This is a genomic window from Sodalis sp. C49 (assembly GCF_046352915.1).
GTDB lineage: Bacteria > Pseudomonadota > Gammaproteobacteria > Enterobacterales > Enterobacteriaceae > Acerihabitans.
The window spans coordinates 4,836,966-4,856,817 of the sequence record NZ_CP163303.1; the positions used below are offsets into that span (position 1 = coordinate 4,836,966).

Below are 19,852 nucleotides of genomic sequence, written 5' to 3' on the forward strand. Positions count from 1 at the left end.
TCCCGGTTTCACCGCGCGAGGGCTTTATCGTTCTGGCGGTTTGCCGCCGCCATGGCGTCCTCGGCGGACAGGGTGCCGGCCAGGGCCTGGGACAGCGCGATGCCGGTGTTATTGATCAGAATGGTGGCCTGCGGCACAGTAGGCAGGTAGTTGGGATTGCCGTTTTTCAGCGCCGCCAGCATGCCGTCCTTAAACGCGCCGTACTTACGCACGAAGGCCTCGCTGTTAATGGCGCTCAGGGAGCTGACGCCCGCGTTGGGATTAAGCTCCACCGATTTCATCTGCGTTTGCTTGTTGGTGGCCCAGCTGATGAATTGCCATGCCGCCTGCTGGTGCTTGCTGGCGCTGGCCAGGTACAGGCCATGCACCTGCAGCGCCGAGCTGCCGCCGGGATGACTGCCCGGCTGCGCCGGAACCGGGGCGTAGCCGACCTTGCCGACCACCGTCGATTCCCGGGCGTCCTCGTTATAGCCGCCGTTGACCGTGGAATCGATAATCATGCCCGCTTTGCCCTGCTGGAACACCAGGCGGTTTTCCTGCCAGCCGAAATTGGCCGCGCCGATGGGGCCGTAATTCTTCAGGATATTAACGTAGGCCTTGGTGGCCTCGATGGCTTCGGGACTGTCGACGGCGGATTTGCCGTCCTTGATCCATTGCCCGCCATAGCCCCACAGGAATGCCGCCCAGGAGAAGGTGTTATGGATGCCCTGGCCGCCGCGCAGCGTGATGCCGGCCATGTGGCCGCCGCTTTTTTCCTTGAGGGTTTTGGCCGCCGCCAGCAGCTGGTCAAAGGTGGTCGGCACCGCGATGCCGTATTGGGCGAACAGGTCCTTGCGGTACATCAGAAACGTGCTTTCGCCGTACACCGGCACGCCGTAATAACGGTCTTTATAGCGCAGCGTATCGGCATAGCTTTTGACGAAGTCCGCGCGATCAAAACCCGCGTCGGCTTTCATCAGCGGGTCGAGCGGGGCGATGTAACCCGCCGAGGCGTAGCCCACCCCATGCACCCAGTCGTCCATGACGACGTCATAGCGGCCGCTTTTGGAGGAAAAGGCCAGCAGCGCCTTGGACGTCAGATCTGCGTAGGGGACGATTTCCGCCTGTACCTTGATGCCAGTCGCCTTTTCAAATTCCGGCAGCATGGCCTTGATGGAGTCGCTGGTGCTATGGCCTTCCAGCAATACGCGCAGGGTATCCTGCGCGTGGGCGCCGCCGGCGCAGAACAGCCAGGTGCAGACGAGCGCGGTAAACCGGGAGAGCGTCGTTTTCATGCGTAAATCCTTATTCAGTGGATAAATGAGGCGATCAGACGGCAACGACCTGACCGGTACGGGCGGATGCCATGATCGCAAGCGTAATCCGTAACGCCTCGTTGGCCTCTTCTCCCGTGGCGACCGTGGTACGGTTGCTGCGGATATCGCTGATAAAGGCCATCAGTTCCTCGCGCAGGTCGCCTTTGATTTCGCCCTGGCTCAGCGGCCAGTGCTGGGTATCGATATAGCGGTTGGCGGTTTCGGATGCATGATAAAGGCCGGACTCGCCGCACTCGATTTCAAACAGGCCGGCGGTGGTCAATATTTCCATCTTGGCGTCCAGCAGGGTCCGTGAACCCGCCGGCAGCGCCCAGGCGCTTTCCAGATTGACCACCGCGCCGTCGGCAAAGCGGATGATGGCGAAAACCGCGTCCTCGGTCCCCAAATGCCCGAGGCGCTTATTGGTGGTCTGGGCGTAAACGCTCACCGGTTTGGTGCGGTGCAACAGCCAGAGGACCATATCCACGTCGTGCACGGTGACATGCAGCGGCAGCGGCAGGCTGCCGCCGTAGCGCGCCGGTCCCTCAATGGCCGGGCTATTGCGCCGCGCCGCGATATGGCTGATCTCTCCCGCCTCGCCGGCTTCAATGATGTCCCGCGCCCGTGAATAGCGCGGGTCGAAACGCAGCAAAAAGCCGATGCCGAGCTTGACGCCGGCGGCATGGGCCGCGCCGACAATCTCCTCGCCGTCGGCCAGGGCGGCGGCGATGGGTTTTTCCAGGAAGATATGCTTGCCGGCCCGGGCGGCGGCCAGGGCCGGCGCCAGATGGAAATCATCCTTGGTGCAGATGCTGACGATATCCAATCCCTCAAGCGTCAGCATGTCCTGATAATCGCTAAAACATTGGATGCCGGGAATAAACGCCTTTACCGCCTCGCAGCGCGCCGGATCCGGATCGGCGATGGCGATCACTTCCACGCCGTAGAGCTGGCTGAACACCCTGGCATGCATGGTGCCCATAAATCCCGCGCCCACCACGGCGACTTTCAGTGTTCCGTCTTTCATCGACTGGCCTCTTGGTTTTTTGTTGGGCGGCGGCCCGGCCGGGTGGCTTCGGGGCCGCGGTCCGCCGCTGTCGCTATTGGTTTTTATAGGATAAGCAATACAATAAGCATGCCAGTTTAAGTCCAGATTAGAGCCAGATGCTTAAAAGGGTTCTATATTATTAACTTAACGAAACTGTTGCGTTTTTATTCCTGAGTATCAGGCTGTTAATCTCACGCTACGCATAACTATTAGCACAATTATTGTGCACTTGAATAGCTTTAAGCACCTTTTTTGTGCGTTGCTCGATAAAATAAAATACCAGTTTACATATTTGGTATTGTTGTGGTTAGCTGGCGGTGCCGAGGTTATTTTTTAAGGAAAACGACGCAGATGACCCTGAATGAACTTAAGCACCGCCTGGTGGTATCCTGCCAGCCGGTGACCGGCGGACCGATGGACCGGCCGGAGATTATCGTCGCCATGGCGCAAAGCGCGCAGTCGGCCGGCGCGGCCGCGGTAAGGATCGAGGGCGTGGAGAATGTGCGTCGGGTGGCCGCCGCGTTGACCATCCCGGTGATAGGCATCGTAAAACGTGATTTAATCGATTCACCGGTGCGTATCACACCTTTTATAGCGGATGTGGAGGATCTGGCGCGGGCGGGCGCGTCGATTATCGCCTTTGACGCCACCGACCGGGTCAGGCCCGTGCCGGTGGCGGAACTCTACCGGGCGGCGCGGGCGTGTCAACGCCTTATCATGGCGGATTGCGCCTGCCTGGCGGACGGCGTGGCGGCGGCAGATCTGGGCTGCGATCTGATTGGCACCACGCTGTCCGGCTATACGGCCGGCACCGCCGATCAGCCGATGGCGCGCCCCGATTTGGCACTGATTGCCGCCCTGGCGGCGCGGGGTTATAACGTGATGGCGGAAGGGCGCATCCGCACGCAGGATCATGCCGCCGCCGCCCTGGCGCAGGGCGCGTTCGCCGTAACCGTCGGCTCGGCCGTTACGCGCGTTGAGCATATTACCCAATGGTTTATCGAGGCGCTGGCACAGGCCGCAACCCGGAGCTGATTATGGCGACTATCGCGCTGGATATCGGCGGCACCAAAATCTCCGCCGCCAGGGTGGAGCAGGGGCGCTGCGTGGAACGGCGGCAAACGCCGATGCGTTTTGACGAGGCCGGGTTTATCACCGCCCTGCGCGAGGTGACCGCGTTTGGCGTCACGCCCGGCATGATCGCGGTAGCCGCCACCGGTTTCGTGCGCGCCGGGCGGGTTTATTCTGTCAATCTGGACACCATCCCCTTTTGGCGCGGATTCCCGCTGGAAGCGGCGCTGCGCCAACTGTATTCCTGTCCGGTAGTGTTGATGAACGATGCCCAGGCCGCCGCCTGGGGCGAGTATAGCGTCCGGCAGGGACGGGTGCGCAACCTGCTGTTTATGACGTTGTCCACCGGCGTCGGCGGCGGCCTGGTGCTTGACGGCGAACTGCGCACCGGCGGGCACGGATTGGCCGGACATCTCGGCCATGCCACGGTGAGCCGCCCGCCGGCCGATGTGATGCCCGGCCGCTGGGGGCCGTGCGGATGCGGCCGTTACGGTTGCCTGGAATCCGTTGCCTCGGGCACCGCGCTGGCGCGCCAGGCCGGGGCGCTGTTCGGGCGGGCCATCGACAGTCGCGCGCTGTTTGCGCTGGCTGCCACGAGCGCGCGGGCAAACGATATCATCGACAACGCGGCGGCGGCGGTGGCCGAGGCCATCGCCAATACGCATATGCTGCTGGATATTGATGAGGTGGTGATTGGCGGCAGCGTCGGGCTGGCGGCGGGCATGCTGGACAGGATCCGCCAGGCGCAGGACGCGTTGCCGCCGCTGGGACGGGTCGCGGTATCAGGCGCCGCGCTGGGCGCGGACGCGGGGCTTATGGGCGCCGCCGGCTGGGCGCGGCGCGGCGCCGGTTAATGCCCGCCGGCTGTTCCCGGCGTCTGCCGCCCGTCAGTACAGGCCGTCGCGCTGCAGTTCCACCACAAAATCATAACTGTCGCCCCGATACCAGGTATGGGTATATTCAATCGGGCGTCCGTCCTCAAGATAACAGTGGCGTTCCACATGCAGCGCCGCGCTTTGCGGCGGCAGCTCCAACAGCAGCGCATTTTCGGCCGATAACGGTTCCGCGCGCATTCGTTGCAACGCCCGTTTCGGCATATGGCCGCTGCGTTGCAACACCGCGTACAGCGAGTCGCCAAGCCCGTCGAGCGACGGCAGGAAACCCTGGGGGATGACGGCGATTTCCACCGCCATCGGCCGTCCGTCCACGGTGCGCAGCCGTTTAAGGCGGTAGACCAGCGCGCCGGGAGAGAGATTCAGCGCAATGGTTTCCGACGGCGAGGACTGGATCAACTCGCGCTCCAGCCAGATGGCTCCCGGCTGATGGCCGCGCGACAACATGTCCTCGCTGAAGCTGGTTAACGACGATAAGGGTTTTTCCAGCCGGCCGGCAACCTGGCTGCGGGCGCCGCGCCGCTGGATAATCACCCCGTCTTGGGCCAGCTGGCTTAATGCCCGCCGCACCGTCACCCTGGATACCGCCAGGTATTCCGACAGCTCGCGTTCGCTGGGGATGGTATAGCCGCCTTTGATCAGGCCGCCGGCCACCAGTTCCCTGAAACCTTTTTCCAGCCGCTGGTACAAGGCTCCGCCGCTCTGGTTGCGCTCGTTGCAATAGGTCTTCAGTAACTCGATTAACTTATCATCCATAAGGGCGGGCCGCTGGTGCGTGTTTAACGATGTTCACTGATTGTAATCGAAGCCGCCGCGGGCGCATACCCTTACCCGGCATTGTCCTGTCCGGCGAATATCCCCTGGGGTGAAAGGCCGGGGCGAATTGGTACGATAGCTTTGCGTTCAAAAATGACAGGTTGATCACGAAACGCAACTAAACCCGCTGCGCAGTCTCATTATCGTCCTCTGCGTGCCGATAAACCCTTACTTCTCTTTTTAGATGGCTAAGGTCATGAAAAAATTACTCCATTTACCCTTTATGGTGCAGCTATTCAGCGGCTTCGCTATTATTATCGCGTTGATGCTTTGCCTGGGCGGCGTGTCCCTCTACCAGCTCAGCGCCAATAATGACCATATCGACGCCTATCGCAATAACTGGCTGCCCGGGGTGCGCTATACCCTGGAGATGCGCGGTACGCTAGCCGAACTGCGTTTGCAGCAGGTACAATATATTTCTTCTCCGACGGACCAGGATCGGGAGTCACACCGGCTGGAACTGATGCAGGCGGTGGCGAACTTCCTCCGCGCCCAGAATGCCTACCTGGCGCTGAATACGCCCTTAAGCTCCACGCCGTTATTCAGTCAGATCATGGCCAACTTCAATCAGTTCAGCCTGGCGAACGATAAGATGATCGCGGCCATGTCGGAAAATGATGTCACCGGGGCCATCCGCATCAGCGGCGATACCTCGCGCAAATACCGCACCCAGCTGATGGCCGACCTGGCCACCATGGTCGACCGGGAAGTGGGCGGTAGCCAGGAGGCGGCGAGACAGGCGGCCCGGGGCTATGATATCGCCAAATACAGCCTGATGGGCCTGTCGCTGTTCGCCCTGCTGATCTCCGGACTGTTGGCCACGGTGATTTCCCGTAATCTGTGGCGCCAGCTGGGCGGCGAGCCGGCCTATGCCACGTCGATTATGCGTAAAATCGCCGCCGGCAACCTGACCACCGGCATTAAGCTGAGCGCCAAGGACAGCAGCAGCCTGCTGGCCGCGCTCAACGCCATGAGCCAACAGTTGCGCGATACCATCAGCGGCATCATCAGCGGCAGCGAATCCATTTCGGTGGCCTCCGGTCAAATCGCCCAGGGCAATACCGACCTGTCGCAGCGCACCGAAGAGCAGGCGGCGTCGTTAATCCAGACCTCGGCCAATATGCAGCAACTCACGCAGACCGTACACCACAACGCCGATAACGCCAAGGAAGCCAGCGAACTGGCGGTCGCTACCTCGCGCACCGCCACCCAGGGCGGTAAAATCGTGGCGGAAATGCTGACGCATATGCGCGATATTTCCCAAAGCTCGAAAAAAATCGTCAATATCATTGCCGTTATCGAGGGCATTGCTTTCCAGACCAACCTGCTGGCGCTTAACGCCGCCGTCGAGGCGGCGCGGGCCGGCACCCAGGGCAAGGGCTTCGCCGTGGTGGCAAGCGAAGTACGCACGCTGGCGCAGAAGAGCGCCGACGCGGCCAAGGAAATCAAATCGTTGATCGAGGGCACGGTGGACAAAATCACCGCCGGATCTGAACGGGCGGATAACGCCAGCAAGGCGATGACCGAAATCGTCGACTCGGTGGACAAGGTGGCCGCCATCATCCACGAAATCGCCACCGCCAGTAACGAACAGCATATGGGCATCCAGGAAGTGGGACAGGCGGTGGCCCAGATGGACCAGGTTACGCAGCAAAATGCGGCGCTGGTGGAGCAGGCCGCCGCCGCCGCCCGTTCGCTGACCGAACAGGGCCAGGAGCTGCGCCGGGCGGTGAGTTTCTTCCAAACCGCCTGATGCCGTCGGCGTAACACGCTCCCGCGGCTAAGACCTGGAGAGGGTTTTAGCCGGCGGGAGTTTTTTTATGGCGCTTGGGCATGCTTTCCCTATTTTCGCCGGCTTTGGCGTAAGACATCGTCATGGGATAAAACCGCCCGTCTTTATCCATCGGAGGAGCGGGCCGCCCCGGCGGGCGATTTAACGGCGCCGGCCGCGCCGGCTTTGCCGGAACCGCTGAAGGTTTTGCCGACCATGACGATCACCACCGCCAGGATAATGATGCCCAATGCCAGCCACTCGATCGGATTAAGGCGCTCGCCGGCAAACCCCATGCCGAGCAGCACCGCCACCACCGGATTGACATAGGCATAGCTGGTGGCCAGTGCCGGACGGGCGTGGGAGAGCAGGAACATATAGGCGTTGATGGCGATAATCGAGCCAAACACGATCAGATAGCCGATGGCCAGCAGCCCCGCGGTATCCGGCATCCGCGTCAGGCGCTCGCCGGTAAGCAGGCTGGCGACAAGCAGCACCGCACCCGCCACGATCATTTCCACCGCCCCGACCATCATGCCCTTGGGCAGATCAAGCCTTGAGCTCCAGATGGAGCCGAACGCCCAACTGACGGAGGCCACGATCACCAGCAGGGCGCCGAGCGGGTTGCCGGTCAGGTTACCGCCGGTATTGAGTAAAATAATGCCGGCCAGGCCGAGAACAATGCCGAACCACTCCAGGCGCGTGGCGCGCAGTCCCCAGATACTGCCGAAACAGGCGGCGAACAGCGGTACCGTGGCGACAATCACCGCGGTAATGCCGGACGGCACCTGCCTATGTTCGGCCACCGTCACCAGGCCATTGCCAATCGCCAGCAGCAGGATGCCGATCATGCCCGCGTTCAGCGCCTGGCGCGGCGAGGGCAGGGACTCGCCTTTCAGGCGCAGCACGGCGAACAGGATAATGCCGGCCGTTAAAAACCGTACGCCGGCCATCAACAGCGGCGGCCAGCTGTCCACCCCGACGCGGATAACAAAATAGGTCGAACCCCATATGATGTAGAGTGTAAACAGCGCCAGGACCAGCTTCAGTCCGTTTGAATCGCGTAATTGCATGTAGCTGCCTTTTAAGCCTAAACGTTCGGATGATTAGTAAACCTTTTTTTATGGCTGTTAATATATTCTTTTTGTCGTAATCCTCCAGTTAAACAACGAAAATAGCCGTATAACACCTTCGATTCAACAGCGGGCGCAACGGGGAAAGCTATGGATAAATATGATGAACTGATACTGCAGGCGCTGGTGGAAAACGGCAGGCTAACCTATGCCGAGCTGGCGCGCCGGGTTAATCTCTCGCCGCCGGCGGTGGCGGAGCGGGTGGCGAAGCTCGAGACCAAAAAAGTCATTACCGGCTACCACGCCCACGTCAACCTGGAAAAACTCGGCTTGCCGATCACCTTTATCGTCGAGCTGCGCCTTAACCATAACCACTGGCAAAATACGCTGAAAATGCTGACGCAGATCCCCGAAATCCTGCAATGCTACCGGGTAACCGGCGAAGCCTGTGTGATTGTCCGCGGCGCGGTCGGGGATATGGCGGCGATGGAAGCCTTTATCGAGCGGGTAAGCCAATTCGGCGCCACCAAAACGTCGATCATTCTCTCGGCGCCGGTGGAGCGTATCGCGCCGCCGGCGCTGATGGTTGCGGAGACGTTAAGAAAAGCGTGATAAGCTTCACAAAAAATTGACACGGCGGCTCATTTTGCTAAACTGCGAAAAGTGTGATGAGCATCACATTAATGTCGGATCAATGTGAGGAATCAGCAATGAAAATTATACGTAAACTTAACAAATTTTTGAAAGAACAAGGCAATATCCACGCACAGGCGGCTAAATATAGCCTGTATTAAGCGTGGCGCATGCCCCGGGGGCCTCATCCTGTGTTGCCGATGCGCCGCCCGCCCTCTTTATCCCAGACGGCCCTTTTCAGGGCCGTCTGCCGTTGCAGGCAGACAAGCGCCCGCCTGAGATAGCCGCTTTCGCCTGCCGCCATACCGGCCCGGCGACGCAGGCAAAGATACTATAGATTTTACGACATCGACCGCCTCTCCCCCAGCGCCTATCTTGAAAGCAAGAGTCATCGCGCGTAAGGAGACCGGCCGTGAACACCCGCCGCACGCAACCTGTCCAACGTCAAACCCCCGGGCAGTTTATTCTTTACACCGTCATCGCCGCCTCGAGCGCGTCCCTGGCCGCCTGGGGCAGCGCGACGCTTGCGCTGGAGGTCTGGGTGATGTTCGCGGGCCTTATCACCTGGTTCACGCGCCCGACGTCCTGGCGCGCCGGGCTGTGCGCCATGATCTGCCTGTGGCTGGGAATTGGGCTGGGGGCCGTTACCCAGATAATACTGCCGGCGTTGTCGCCGGCTCTGGATCCGCTGGCGTTGCCGCTGGTGGTATTTTGGGTGGCCATCCTTATCGTAAGCCTGCGCGCGACCCGTATCGTCGATAACACGCTGGCCTGGTTCCTCGGCATGGTCACGTTCTATGCCTCCGGGCTGGAACCGGCGCCCGGCATGTTTAGGGATCTGTGCGGCGCATCCGCCATCGGCGGGTTCGCCGGTTGGGCTTGCCAGGCGCTGCACCGGCGTTGGAACACGGCCTGGTTTATCCCTTAGCCCAGTTCGATAATCTCATGGCGGCCGCTTAATATCGGCCCGCTGAGAATTTTATAGCCGTCGCGGTCGAACCCCTGCGCCACGGTGCTCAGGCCCGCCGCTTCGCCAAGGCTTGCCACCGAACCGAGATAGAACCAATTGTTGACCACGTGGATTTGCCGCCGATCGCCGCTGTGTTCCACCAGGCCGATGGCGCCGGCGTAAGGCCATGCCACGATGCGCATCTGCTGCAGCGCGTCCATCAGGCGCAGCTGGTGTTCCTCCGGGCTTTCTTTACCGCAGCAGGCGCCCGCGCAGCGCCCGAGATGGAACCGGAAGCAGGCGCGTCCGTGGCTGAGTTTTTCCAGGCCGAGCAGGCTGTAACATAATAATTCGCTGTCGCCGATATCCAGCAGGGTTTGCTGGGCGGCGCGGCGGCTGGAAAACAGGCCGTACAAATCCGGCGTGCGGGCAAAATCGATCTCTTTGGCCGAGACGATGACGGGCATGCCGCGCGCCAGGTGAATCGAGCACAGCTGGCGACTGCGCCGCAGCCGTTTATTGTGCAGCGGCTGGAGCGCCTTGATCATCTGGGCCTCAAGCAGCAGGGCGCCGATTTCCCCGGCGGTGAGGTGGTAGCTGATGCGCCGCGATTGCCGCAGCATGCGCGCTTCTTCGGCGGTGCGCAGATGCGACATGACCCGGCTGCGGATATTGACGCTTTTGCCGATATACAGCGGCATCACGTCGCTGTCGCTATGAAAGACATACACGCCGGGCGCGGCGGGCAGGCCGTCGATATACTGACGCAAATGTTCGGGATACTGATAGGCCTCGGCGGGGTCGAACTCCCTGCGGGTGGCGGACAGACGCTTATACACTGACTGAACTCTTATTACTGTTGTTTTATACAGCATAACAGGTTATTTTTTAACACGACAGCGCAAAATAACGTCTGATCGTTATTTTATGCGGCATTATGCGGGCTAAAACCGGTGAAGGTGATCATCCTCCTGCCGGTGACGGAGCAAATGACATTCCCGCAGCAGTTGCCGGTCGGCTAAAATGTCCGCGGTCGGCCCCTGGGCCGCAAGACGCCCTTCGCGCAGCACAAAACACCGATCGGCGATGTCCGGGACAATGGCCAGATCGTGGGTGGCGGTGATAAGCGTACGCCCGCGGCTCTCGCGCAGGAATTGCACCATATTGCCCTGGCTTGCCGGGTCCAGGCCGCTGCAGGGTTCGTCGAGCAATAACACCTCGGGTTCGATAATCAATACCGACGCCAGGGCGACGCGTTTTTTTTCGCCGCCGGACAACCGATGGGGCGAACGGTGGCGCAGATGCGTGATGCCGAATTGCTCCAGCATGGCGTCGATACGCCCGGCGATGCGCGGTTTATCCCACCCCAGTTGCAACGGGCCGAAGGCCAGCTCGTCATAGACCGTCGGGTTAAACAATTGCACATCGGAATTCTGGAACACCAGTCCGACCCGGCGCCTGAAGGCGTAAGCCTCCTCGTCCCCGCGCAGGGCGGGTTCATCGAGCGCCCGGCCGAACGCGCGCACGCTGCCCGCGTTGGGGAAATAAAGCCCGTCCAGCAGGCGCATCAGGGTGGACTTGCCCGAGCCGTTGGCGCCGAGCAGGGCGATACGCTGGCCCGCCCGGACCTGAAGCGTGATCTCCCGTAGCGCGGGCAGCGACTGGTAGGCATAGCTGACCTGCTGTAAATCATAGACCGGCGGCGTGGTTAACGATGGGGCCTGGTTCATGCGTATTGCTCCTGTTCCCGGGGCGTCATTCAGGGTAGCCGCAGCCACTGGCAGCTAAATCCGGCCAGCGCCAGCAGCATAAACACCGGCACCGCGCGCCAGTCCTGTTTTTGCAGACACAAATCGTCCATTAGCCTGATTTCACCGCGAAAGCCGCGCGACAGCATGGCCAGATGAACCTCCTGGCTGAGATACAACGAGCGCTCCAGCAGGCTGCCGGCCACATTGACCGCCAGCCGGCGGCGCTCGCCGGCGGGCAGGGGGCCGACCATCCGGCTGGCGCGCGCTTCAAACAGGGCGACCGCGCCGCTGAGCAGCACAAAAATATAGCGATGGGTCATGCCGAGGATCATCACCGCCACTTTTGGCACCCGCAGCGATCGCAAGGCCTTGAGCAGGCGGGGCCAGGGGGTGGTCAATACCAGCAGCAGCGCCAGGGTGGCCGACGTTTCGGCCCGGCCGATCAGCAGCAGGGCCACGCGCAGCCCTTGCGCGGTGACGGTAAGCGACGTGAAGGGCAGGGCGAAGAGCGGCGCGCCGGGTACCATAAACAGCGCCGGCAGCGCCAGCACGCCGGTAAACAGCAAAACGCCGAGCCATACCTGGCGCAGCAGCCTGGCCAGCGATAGCGCCGAAAGCCGCGCCATGATCGTCGCCGCCAGCAGCAGGCCGGCCAGGGCCAGCAGCGAATGCACGGCGACGGCGGTGATAATCAGCGCGCCAAGGCCCATCAGCTTCACGCGCGGGTCCAGCCGTTGCAGCCAGCCCGGCCGGTCGGCCATTGTCTGGGCGTCATCGGCATGCGCCATGGCCGCCAGCAGGCCCGCCAGCAGGCGCGCGATAAAATGCCGGCTTCCCGGTGCGCGCCGGTGGCTGAAGGAGGGTTCGCGCACCGTTTAACGGTGACCCGAGGACGGCCGCCAGGCCGCGGCGCGCGTCAGGCGCGCCAGCAGATAAAACGCCAGCAGGATAAGCCCGCTGCCCATAATGGCCGACAGCACATATCCGACGCGGGCGTTTTGCATAAATGACGGGGCATAGTCCGGCATCGGCGCTGACCAGAGCGCCTCCAGGCGCTGCATGCCGGCCGGCGCGCCCTGCGGCGGGGCGATATTGCCCGAGGCGCGGGTGATTTCGGCCCTGGCGCCGGCATCCTGGAAGTCGGCGGCGCCCCATTCCCCCCAGGCGGTGCCGGCGGCCAGCAGGCCGAGCGGGCTGATGATCATCACCACCGCCATGCCCAGCCACAGCGCGCGCACCGGCCGCCAGCCGGAAAGGCGCGCGGGCACGCACGCGCCGCCGGCGGTGGCGCGCAGCAGGTCGGGGTTGGCTTTTTGCAGATAAGCGACAATACCGCCGGTCACCACGGCTTCCGCCAGACCGGCAAAGGTCAGGTGACCCAGCAGCATGGCCGGCACCGCCACCGACAGCGGATAGGGCGCATACAGCGGCGCTCCGGCGGCGTCGGTAAACAGAAGGGGCTGGATGCCGAACTCCACCGCCGCCAGCAGCGCGGCGAGATTAATGGCGCAGTAGCCGGCCACCGAGGCCGCCACCACCCGCCGCCGGGCGGTGATGGCCGACCCGGCGGCAATCAGGCGGTAAAGGCCGTAGGCCGCCAGCGGACCGACGATGGCCATATTCAGGCAATTGGCGCCGAGCGCGGTAATGCCGCCGTCGCCGAAGAATACCGCCTGGATAAACAACGCCATCGAGACGGCCAGTACCGCCGCCCACGGACCCAGCACGATGGCCGCCACCGCCATGCCCACCGCGTGCCCGGTGGTGCCGCCCGGCAGCGGCAGGTTAAACATCATGATGACGAAACAAAACGCCGATACCACCGCCAGCAACGGCACCAGGCGGGTATACAGCAGGCGTTGCACGCGTTTTTGCGCCACCCACCAGAAAGGGGCGGCGATCAGGAAGGCAACGGCGCAGGTGGACGGGCTGAGATAACCATCGGGAATATGCATCGGATAACCCTGTGTTCAGGCCGCGCGCATAGCGAACAGGGCGGCCGGGGGGCAAAACTTTCGTGGAAATCAGTATGCCTCCGCCGTTCATACTTTTCCATAAAAAATCATACCGGGTTCATTGATCGAGCACAATTAACCGTCAACTTTCCCGCCGGCCGCTAAGCGCCCGCCACGGTTCCCTACCCTAAACCGGAAGGCTGTCCTAAACGTGTTTATGGGGATGCCGGTGATCTTTATCATGATCATGGCCGCTTGCATGACGGTGATCGGCGGTTGTCACGGCATCGGCCGGGATCATTGCGGCGTTTTGCGTGGCGGCGGCGTCCAGCGGGATCAGGTTAATGCTGCCGTGGCGCACCCCGGTCTGGGCGATCACCGATTGGGCAAAATCGGTTAATACCCCCAGCGGCCCGCGCAGGATGGCGGTCTCCACGCACTCGTCGTGGCTGAGATGGGCATGCATGGTGGATACGGTCAGTTCGTGATGATCGTGCTGCAGTTCGGTCAGGCGGGTGGCCAGTTGCCGCTCATGGTGATCGTAAACGTAACTGAGCACCGCGATAAAGGCCGCCCCGGGGTTGGCGGTGGCCGCCTGCTGGCCCAGGTCGCGCCGCAGCATATCGCGGAACGCCTCCGAGCGGCTGCTGTAGCCGCGCAGCCGCATCAGTTCGTCCAGCTCGGCCGCCAGCCGGTCGTCGAGGGAAATGGTTAATCGCTGCATAGGGCATTCCGGGTATCGGGGAAAACCACAGTGTGGAACATTTTTACCGCCAGGCAAAGGATATCGGCAGGTTTAGCCTCAGATAGTCACCAGACCGCGCACCCCGTCGGTTTCCATATCCGCGCCCAGGCCACGCTGCACGATCTGCCCACGCGACATCACCAGGTAGCTGTCCGCCAGGGCGGCGGCGAAATCATAAAACTGCTCCACCAGCAGGATCGCCATATCGCCGCGCGCCGCAAGGGTTTTGATCACCACGCCGATCTCCTTGATCACCGACGGCTGGATGCCTTCGGTAGGTTCGTCGAGGATCAGCAACTGCGGCTGGCAGGCCAGCGCGCGCGCAATCGCCAACTGCTGCTGCTGGCCGCCGGACAAATCGCCGCCGCGCCGGTTTTTCATCTGCGCCAGCACCGGGAACAGCTCGTAGACCGAGGCCGGCGGCGCTTTGGCGCGCGCGCCGGAAAAACGCGACAGGCCGAGCAGGATATTTTCCTCCACCGTCATGCGCGGAAATATTTCCCGTCCCTGCGGCACATAGGCAATACCGGCCTGCACACGCTGGTGGGGGCGGCGCTGGTTGATAAGCTCTCCCTGCCAGCGAATGCGGCCGGTTTTGGCCGGCAGCAGGCCCATCAGGCATTTGAGCAGGGTCGTCTTGCCGACGCCGTTGCGCCCGAGCAGGCAGGTTACCTGACCGATTTGCGCCTCGAACGACAGGCCGCGCAGGATATGGCTGCCGCCGTAAAACTGATTTAACTCTTCCACCTGTAGCATTATGTTCCCCTGCGTATGAGTAACCCTGGCCTGATAACCGGCGCCGATGCGCGATATCCTCCCGCGCATCATCACGCTCATCAGCTCACCGCCCCAGGTAGACTTCAATCACCTGCTCGTTGGCCTGCACTTCGCGCAGCGACCCCTCGGCCAGCACCTGCCCCTGGTGCAGCACGGTGACATGATCGGCGATGGTTTCCACAAAACCCATATCATGCTCCACCACCATGAGCGAATGTTTACCGGCAAGCGAGCGGAACAGCTCGGCGGTATAGGCGGTTTCAGCATCGGTCATGCCGGCGGCCGGCTCGTCAAGCAGCAGCAGGTGCGGGTCTTGCACCAAGAGCATGCCGATTTCAAGAAACTGTTTTTGGCCGTGGGACAGCAGGCCCGCCGGGCGCCGGCGCAGCGGTGCGAGACGCAGCGTGGCGAGCATGGCGTCGATGCGATCGCGCTGTTCATCGCTCAGCTTATGGCGCAGGCAGGCCCAAACCGATTTATCGGTTTTCAGCGCCAGCTCCAGGTTTTCAAATACCGTCAGCGCCTCGAATACCGTCGGCTTCTGGAATTTACGGCCGATGCCGGCCTGGGCGATTTGCACCGGGCTAAGCCGCGCCAGGTCGATATGCTGATCGTAAATGGCGCTGCCGCTCTGCGGACGGGTTTTACCGGTAATCACATCCATCAGGGTGGTTTTTCCCGCGCCGTTGGGGCCGATAATGCAGCGCAATTCGCCCACGCCTATCTGCAGCGACAGGTCGGTAAGGGCGCGGAAACCGTCGAAGCTGACGTTGATATTGTCCAGCGTCAACACCGGATCGCGCCGCAGGCGATGGATATCGGCGGGATAGGCCTGCGTCAGCAGGTCGTCCGGCGCGTTCATTCGGGCCGCCTTTTGCGCAGCAGGCCGATAACGCCCTGCGGCAACAGCAGCGTCACCAGGATAAACATCAGCCCCAGGAACAATTGCCAGTACTCCGGCATGGCCATGGTAAACCAGCTCTTGGCGCCGTTGACGATGCCGGCGCCGAGCAGCGGCCCCACCAGCGTGCCGCGGCCGCCCAGCGCCACCCATATGGCCGCCTCGATGGAGTTGGTTGGCGACATTTCACCCGGGTTGATGATACCCACCTGCGGCACGTACAGGGCGCCCGCCAGGCCGCACAGCACCGCCGACAGCGTCCAGACGAACAGCTTGAACCCCTTCGGGTCGTAGCCGCAGAATATCAGCCGGTTTTCCGCATCGCGCACCGCCGTCAGCACCCGGCCGAATTTACTGCGCGCCAGGGCGAATCCCAGCAGCAGGCTCGCCGCCAGTAGCAGCACGGTGACCAGGAACAGGCCCACCCGGGTGGTGGTGGCGGTTACCTGGAATCCCAATAAGGTGGTAAAACCGGTAAAACCGTTATTGCCGCCGAAGCCGGTTTCGTTGCGAAAAAACAGCAGCATCGCGGCATAGGTCAGCGCCTGGGTCATAATGGAAAAATAGACCCCTTTGATTTTGGAGCGAAAGGAAAAGTAGCCGAACACCAACGCCAGCAGGCCGGGGGCCAGCATAATCAGGCACAACGCCCAGGCAAAGTGCTGGGTGCCGGCCCAGAACCAGGGCAGCTCGCTCCACGATAAAAAGGACATAAACGCCGGCAGGCCGTCTCCCGCGGCCTGGCGCATCAGGTACATGCCCATGGCGTAACCGCCGAGGGCAAAAAACAGCCCATGCCCGAGGGACAGCAGCCCGGCATAACCCCAGACCAGATCCAGCGCGATGGCCACCACGGCGTAGCACAGGATTTTGCCCACCAGGGTCAGGGTATAGGTGGAGATATTCAGCGGATGCGCCGCGGGCAGCAGGGCCAGCAGCGGCAGGATAACCAGCGCGATAAAAACCAGCGCGCCCAGGATCATGGCGGTGCGGGGCGCCTTTTGCAGGCCGGTGAGGGTTAAGGGTTGGCTCATCAGTCAATGACCCTGCCTTTGACGGCGAACAGTCCCTGGGGACGTTTTTGGATAAACAGCACGATAAGCGCCAGGATCAGGATCTTGCCCAGCACGGCGCCGATTTCGGGTTCGAGGATTTTGTTGACGATGCCCAGCCCGAACGCCGCCGCCACGGTGCCCGCCAACTGGCCGACCCCGCCCAGCACCACCACCAGGAACGAATCGATAATATATCCCTGGCCCAGCTCGGGGCCGACGTTGCCAAGCTGGGACAACGCCACGCCGCCCAGGCCGGCAATGCCGGAACCCAGGCCGAAGGCCAGCATATCCACCCGGCCGGTCGGCACGCCGCAGCAGGCGGCCATGGCCCGGTTCTGGGTTACCGCGCGGATATGCATGCCCAGCCGGGTTGTATTCAGCAGCAGCCAGCACAGCGCCAGCACGCACAGCACGAACAAGATGACCGCCAGGCGGTTGTAGGGCAGCACCAGGTTAGGCAGCAGCTGGATGCCGCCGGAGAGCCAGCCGGGGTTGGCGACGCTGACGTTTTGCGCGCCGAACAGCATGCGCACCCCCTGGATCAGCACCAGGCTGATGCCCCAGGTCGCCAGCAGCGTTTCCAGCGGGCGACCGTATAAATGACGGATTACGGTGCGTTCAAGCAGCATGCCGATAACCCCGGTAACGGCGAAGGCCGCCGGCAGGGCCGCCAGCGGGTAGAGCGGCAGCAGTCCCGGCGCGTAGTGCTCCATAAGCTGCTGCACCAGATAAGTGGCGTAGGCGCCCAGCATCAGCATCTCGCCGTGCGCCATGTTAATCACCCCCAGCAGGCCGTAGGTAATGGCCAGGCCCAGCGCCGCCAGCAGCAGTATCGAGCCCAGGGACAAGCCGGTAAAAGCCTGTCCGAGCAGGTCGCCTATCATCAGCCGGCGCTGAACCTGCTTGAGGCTTTTCAGCGCCGCCGCGCGTACTTGGGCCTCGGGTTCGGCGCTCTCCTGCGTCAGCGCCTGCAGACGTACCTGGACATCGGGATCGCCCGATTCGCCGAGCAGCGTGACCGCCTGCAGCCGCACCTCGGGCCGGGGATCGGCCAGTTGCAGATTGGCCAGGGCAATCTGCAGCGCGTCATGCACCCGCGGGTCTTTTTCCAGCGGTAAACGGGCCTGCAGCAGCGGCAACTGGTCGGCCTGCGCTTCGCGCTGGAGCGCAGTGGCGGCCTGTAGCCGTATGCGGGCATCGTCGCTGACCAACTGGTGAACGGACAAGGCGGTGGCGATAAGGTTGCGCAGGCGGTTATTCAGCCAGACTTTCTTGACGCCGCCGGTGGGCGCGGCGTCGCCTTCCATCGGCGTCAGCGTGGCGCCCTGCTGGATAAAGGGTTTGCCGGCGGCGTCGATCACCATGGTCTCCTGGCGCAATGCCTGCAGCAGCGGCAGACGGGCGGCATCCGGCGCGCTTGACCACGCCTGGAGTAATTTCGCCTGATCGGCGCGGCTGGCCGCCGCAAAATCGGCGGCGGGGCCGGCCAGAGCCAAGGCCGGCAGACATAGGCATAAGGCCACGCCGAGGCCGAACCTTCGCAATAATAATGATAGATAGCGCATATTTTTCGTCCCGTGCTGCGTCAAAAACAGAGGGCGCCTTCGCCGGCCCAGGCGTTTGAAGCGGGTAGGGCGGGCGCGAAGAGTAGAGCGCGGCCCGGCCCCGGTTTCCGTGTTTACACCTGGCCCGCCCTATCCGTAAGCCCTTTTACTGGGTGCTTTTGACCGGATAATCGGGTTTTTTATCGTTGCCGGCGATAAAGGGACTCCAGGGCTGCGCGCGCACCGGCCCTTCGGTTTGCCATACCACGTTAAACTGGCCGTCGGACTCGATCTCGCCAATCATCACCGGTTTATGCAGATGGTGATTGGTCTGATCCATGGTCAGGGTAAAGCCGGACGGGGCGGCGAAGGTTTGCCCTGCCATCGCCGCGCGCACCTTATCCACATCGGTGGACTTGGCCTTCTCCACCGCCTGCGCCCACATATGGATGCCGACATAGGTGGCTTCCATCGGGTCGTTGGTGACCACGGTGTCGGCGTTGGGCAGATGGTGGGACTTGGCGTAGGCTTTCCATTGCGCGACGAATTTCTTATTGGTGGGATTATCCACCGACTGGAAATAGTTCCAGGCCGCCAGATTGCCGACCAGCGGTTTGGTGTCGATGCCGCGCAGTTCCTCCTCGCCCACCGAGAAGGCTATTACCGGCACATCGGTCGCCTTGATGCCCTGGTTGGCCAGCTCTTTATAAAAAGGAACGTTGGAATCGCCGTTGATGGTGGAAATCACCGCGGTTTTACCGCCGGCGGAGAATTTCTTGATATTGGCCACGATGGTCTGGTAATCGCTATATCCGAACGGGGTATAGACTTCCTCGATATCTTTATCCGCCACGCCCTTAGAATGCAGGAAGGCCCGCAGAATTTTATTGGTCGTACGCGGATAAACATAATCGGTGCCGAGCAGGAAGAAGCGCTTGGCGCCGCCGCCGTCATCGCTCATCAGGTATTCCACCGCCGGGATAGCCTGTTGGTTGGGGGCCGCGCCGGTATAAAACACGTTGGGCGACATTTCCTCGCCTTCATATTGCACCGGGTAAAACAGCAGGCCGTTCAGCTCCTCAAATACCGGCAACACCGATTTGCGCGAGACCGAGGTCCAGCAGCCGAACACCACCGCCACCTTGTCCTGGGTCAGCAACTGCCGGGCCTTTTCCGCGAACAAGGGCCAGTTCGACGCCGGATCAACCACGACCGGCTCCAGCTTTTTACCCAGCACTCCACCCTGGGCATTGATTTCGTCAATGGTCATCAGCGCCACGTCTTTTAACGGCGTTTCCGAGATAGCCATGGTGCCGGATAAGGAATGCATCACGCCGACTTTAATCGTGTCGGCAGCCAGCGCCCCCCAGCTGATCCCCATGCCGATAACCGTGGCGGAGAGGGCGAAGGCTTTCAGTAATTTACGTCGTTGCATGCAATTCACTCCTGAATTTATGAGGATTAACAATGGCCGGCGGGACAGAATGGTTCAAAGCAATCCCCGTGCCAGTTGCGGCGTCGCGGCCCGGCGGCGTTTGCCCGGCTTTTCCCGCGCCGGCGGCGGCGCCTTGCACC

18 protein-coding genes and 1 pseudogene are annotated in these 19,852 nt (G+C 62.0%); 5 read left to right on the forward strand and 14 right to left on the reverse strand.

Annotated features, from left to right (window positions below):
* Window positions 1–8 precede the first annotated feature (8 nt).
* Together ABUK12_RS21860 and ABUK12_RS21865 are read right to left on the reverse strand one after the other, a co-directional pair.
* Window positions 9–1,274, reverse strand: a complete 1,266-nt coding sequence (locus ABUK12_RS21860) for an ABC transporter substrate-binding protein (RefSeq protein ID WP_410013787.1) — start codon at window positions 1,272–1,274, stop codon at window positions 9–11.
* A 34-nt stretch (window positions 1,275–1,308) separates the two neighbouring features.
* Entirely contained in the window at window positions 1,309–2,322 is a 1,014-nt protein-coding gene (locus ABUK12_RS21865) for a Gfo/Idh/MocA family protein (RefSeq protein WP_410013788.1), read from the reverse strand.
* Between the two features lie 372 nt (window positions 2,323–2,694).
* Here ABUK12_RS21865 and ABUK12_RS21870 point away from each other — a divergent pair, with 372 nt between their 5' ends.
* Both ABUK12_RS21870 and ABUK12_RS21875 read left to right on the forward strand, forming a co-directional pair.
* Complete coding sequence (locus ABUK12_RS21870) at window positions 2,695–3,378, forward strand: N-acetylmannosamine-6-phosphate 2-epimerase (RefSeq protein ID WP_410013789.1); 684 nt, start codon at window positions 2,695–2,697, stop codon at window positions 3,376–3,378.
* 2 nt (window positions 3,379–3,380) lie between these two features.
* Window positions 3,381–4,268 (forward strand): ROK family protein, encoded by an 888-nt coding sequence (locus ABUK12_RS21875; protein ID WP_410013790.1) that lies wholly within the window; start codon window positions 3,381–3,383, stop codon window positions 4,266–4,268.
* Window positions 4,269–4,301: 33 nt separating this feature from the next.
* On the opposite strand, the gene ABUK12_RS21880 is transcribed toward ABUK12_RS21875, so the two are convergent.
* The gene (locus tag ABUK12_RS21880; RefSeq protein WP_410013791.1) at window positions 4,302–5,063 is read right to left on the reverse strand and encodes a GntR family transcriptional regulator; all 762 of its coding nucleotides are present in this window, start codon (window positions 5,061–5,063) and stop codon (window positions 4,302–4,304) included.
* A 256-nt stretch (window positions 5,064–5,319) separates the two neighbouring features.
* On the opposite strand from ABUK12_RS21880, the gene ABUK12_RS21885 reads away from it, so the two are divergent.
* Window positions 5,320–6,876, forward strand: coding sequence for a methyl-accepting chemotaxis protein (locus ABUK12_RS21885; RefSeq protein WP_410013792.1), 1,557 nt, complete (start codon window positions 5,320–5,322; stop codon window positions 6,874–6,876).
* 143 nt (window positions 6,877–7,019) lie between these two features.
* Here ABUK12_RS21885 and yedA read toward each other — a convergent pair whose 3' ends face one another.
* On the reverse strand, window positions 7,020–7,967 hold the full coding sequence (gene yedA / locus ABUK12_RS21890) for a drug/metabolite exporter YedA (protein WP_410013793.1): 948 nt from the start codon (window positions 7,965–7,967) through the stop codon (window positions 7,020–7,022).
* 150 nt (window positions 7,968–8,117) lie between these two features.
* On the opposite strand from yedA, the gene ABUK12_RS21895 reads away from it, so the two are divergent.
* Both ABUK12_RS21895 and ABUK12_RS21900 read left to right on the forward strand, forming a co-directional pair.
* Window positions 8,118–8,579: an Lrp/AsnC family transcriptional regulator gene (locus ABUK12_RS21895; RefSeq protein ID WP_410013794.1), complete on the forward strand. Its 462-nt coding sequence runs from the start codon at window positions 8,118–8,120 to the stop codon at window positions 8,577–8,579.
* 433 nt (window positions 8,580–9,012) lie between these two features.
* Entirely contained in the window at window positions 9,013–9,528 is a 516-nt protein-coding gene (locus ABUK12_RS21900; RefSeq protein ID WP_410013795.1) for a DUF1097 domain-containing protein, read from the forward strand.
* Here ABUK12_RS21900 and cho read toward each other — a convergent pair.
* The 10 genes and pseudogenes from cho to urtA all read right to left on the reverse strand — a co-directional run bounded on the left by cho (window position 9,525) and on the right by urtA (window position 19,712).
* Window positions 9,525–10,388, reverse strand: a complete 864-nt coding sequence (cho, locus tag ABUK12_RS21905) for an excinuclease Cho (protein ID WP_410013796.1) — start codon at window positions 10,386–10,388, stop codon at window positions 9,525–9,527. The two genes, ABUK12_RS21900 and cho, sit on opposite strands and share 4 nt — an antisense overlap.
* Before the next feature lie 105 nt (window positions 10,389–10,493).
* Window positions 10,494–11,279, reverse strand: coding sequence for an energy-coupling factor ABC transporter ATP-binding protein (locus ABUK12_RS21910; protein ID WP_410013797.1), 786 nt, complete (start codon window positions 11,277–11,279; stop codon window positions 10,494–10,496).
* A 29-nt stretch (window positions 11,280–11,308) separates the two neighbouring features.
* On the reverse strand, window positions 11,309–12,172 hold the full coding sequence (cbiQ, locus tag ABUK12_RS21915) for a cobalt ECF transporter T component CbiQ (RefSeq protein ID WP_410013798.1): 864 nt from the start codon (window positions 12,170–12,172) through the stop codon (window positions 11,309–11,311).
* 3 nt (window positions 12,173–12,175) lie between these two features.
* A complete protein-coding gene (gene cbiM / locus ABUK12_RS21920; RefSeq protein WP_410013799.1) occupies window positions 12,176–13,255 on the reverse strand; it encodes a cobalt transporter CbiM in 1,080 nt (359 codons plus the stop codon).
* 325 nt (window positions 13,256–13,580) lie between these two features.
* Window positions 13,581–13,979 (reverse strand): annotated as a pseudogene (gene nikR / locus ABUK12_RS21925) (nickel-responsive transcriptional regulator NikR); the annotation flags it as partial.
* Between the two features lie 78 nt (window positions 13,980–14,057).
* Window positions 14,058–14,756 carry an urea ABC transporter ATP-binding subunit UrtE gene (gene urtE / locus ABUK12_RS21930; protein ID WP_410016740.1) on the reverse strand — a complete coding sequence of 233 codons (699 nt, stop codon included), beginning with the start codon at window positions 14,754–14,756 and terminating at the stop codon, window positions 14,058–14,060.
* 85 nt (window positions 14,757–14,841) lie between these two features.
* Window positions 14,842–15,639 carry an urea ABC transporter ATP-binding protein UrtD gene (urtD, locus tag ABUK12_RS21935; RefSeq protein WP_410013800.1) on the reverse strand — a complete coding sequence of 266 codons (798 nt, stop codon included), beginning with the start codon at window positions 15,637–15,639 and terminating at the stop codon, window positions 14,842–14,844.
* Window positions 15,636–16,712, reverse strand: coding sequence for an urea ABC transporter permease subunit UrtC (urtC, locus tag ABUK12_RS21940; protein WP_410013801.1), 1,077 nt, complete (start codon window positions 16,710–16,712; stop codon window positions 15,636–15,638). The genes urtD and urtC overlap by 4 nt, the downstream gene beginning before the upstream one ends.
* Complete coding sequence (urtB, locus tag ABUK12_RS21945; protein WP_410013802.1) at window positions 16,712–18,298, reverse strand: urea ABC transporter permease subunit UrtB; 1,587 nt, start codon at window positions 18,296–18,298, stop codon at window positions 16,712–16,714. The genes urtC and urtB overlap by 1 nt, the downstream gene beginning before the upstream one ends.
* A 145-nt stretch (window positions 18,299–18,443) precedes the next feature.
* Complete coding sequence (urtA, locus tag ABUK12_RS21950) at window positions 18,444–19,712, reverse strand: urea ABC transporter substrate-binding protein (protein ID WP_410013803.1); 1,269 nt, start codon at window positions 19,710–19,712, stop codon at window positions 18,444–18,446.
* Window positions 19,713–19,852 lie beyond the last annotated feature (140 nt).

Bases quoted from the DNA above. Each gene is read 5' to 3' on its own strand.
- ABUK12_RS21860 (WP_410013787.1), bottom strand. From the start codon at position 1,274: ATGAAAACGACGCTCTCCCGGTTTACCGCGCTCGTCTGCACCTGGCTG.
- cbiM (WP_410013799.1), bottom strand. From the start codon at position 13,255: ATGCATATTCCCGATGGTTATCTCAGCCCGTCCACCTGCGCCGTTGCC.
- urtA (WP_410013803.1), bottom strand. From the start codon at position 19,712: ATGCAACGACGTAAATTACTGAAAGCCTTCGCCCTCTCCGCCACGGTT.
- ABUK12_RS21875 (WP_410013790.1), top strand. From the start codon at position 3,381: ATGGCGACTATCGCGCTGGATATCGGCGGCACCAAAATCTCCGCCGCC.
- urtD (WP_410013800.1), bottom strand. From the start codon at position 15,639: ATGAACGCGCCGGACGACCTGCTGACGCAGGCCTATCCCGCCGATATC.
- urtB (WP_410013802.1), bottom strand. From the start codon at position 18,298: ATGCGCTATCTATCATTATTATTGCGAAGGTTCGGCCTCGGCGTGGCC.
- urtE (WP_410016740.1), bottom strand. From the start codon at position 14,756: ATGCTACAGGTGGAAGAGTTAAATCAGTTTTACGGCGGCAGCCATATC.
- ABUK12_RS21870 (WP_410013789.1), top strand. From the start codon at position 2,695: ATGACCCTGAATGAACTTAAGCACCGCCTGGTGGTATCCTGCCAGCCG.
- ABUK12_RS21910 (WP_410013797.1), bottom strand. From the start codon at position 11,279: ATGAACCAGGCCCCATCGTTAACCACGCCGCCGGTCTATGATTTACAG.
- ABUK12_RS21885 (WP_410013792.1), top strand. From the start codon at position 5,320: ATGAAAAAATTACTCCATTTACCCTTTATGGTGCAGCTATTCAGCGGC.
- ABUK12_RS21895 (WP_410013794.1), top strand. From the start codon at position 8,118: ATGGATAAATATGATGAACTGATACTGCAGGCGCTGGTGGAAAACGGC.
- urtC (WP_410013801.1), bottom strand. From the start codon at position 16,712: ATGAGCCAACCCTTAACCCTCACCGGCCTGCAAAAGGCGCCCCGCACC.
- yedA (WP_410013793.1), bottom strand. From the start codon at position 7,967: ATGCAATTACGCGATTCAAACGGACTGAAGCTGGTCCTGGCGCTGTTT.
- ABUK12_RS21880 (WP_410013791.1), bottom strand. From the start codon at position 5,063: ATGGATGATAAGTTAATCGAGTTACTGAAGACCTATTGCAACGAGCGC.
- ABUK12_RS21865 (WP_410013788.1), bottom strand. From the start codon at position 2,322: ATGAAAGACGGAACACTGAAAGTCGCCGTGGTGGGCGCGGGATTTATG.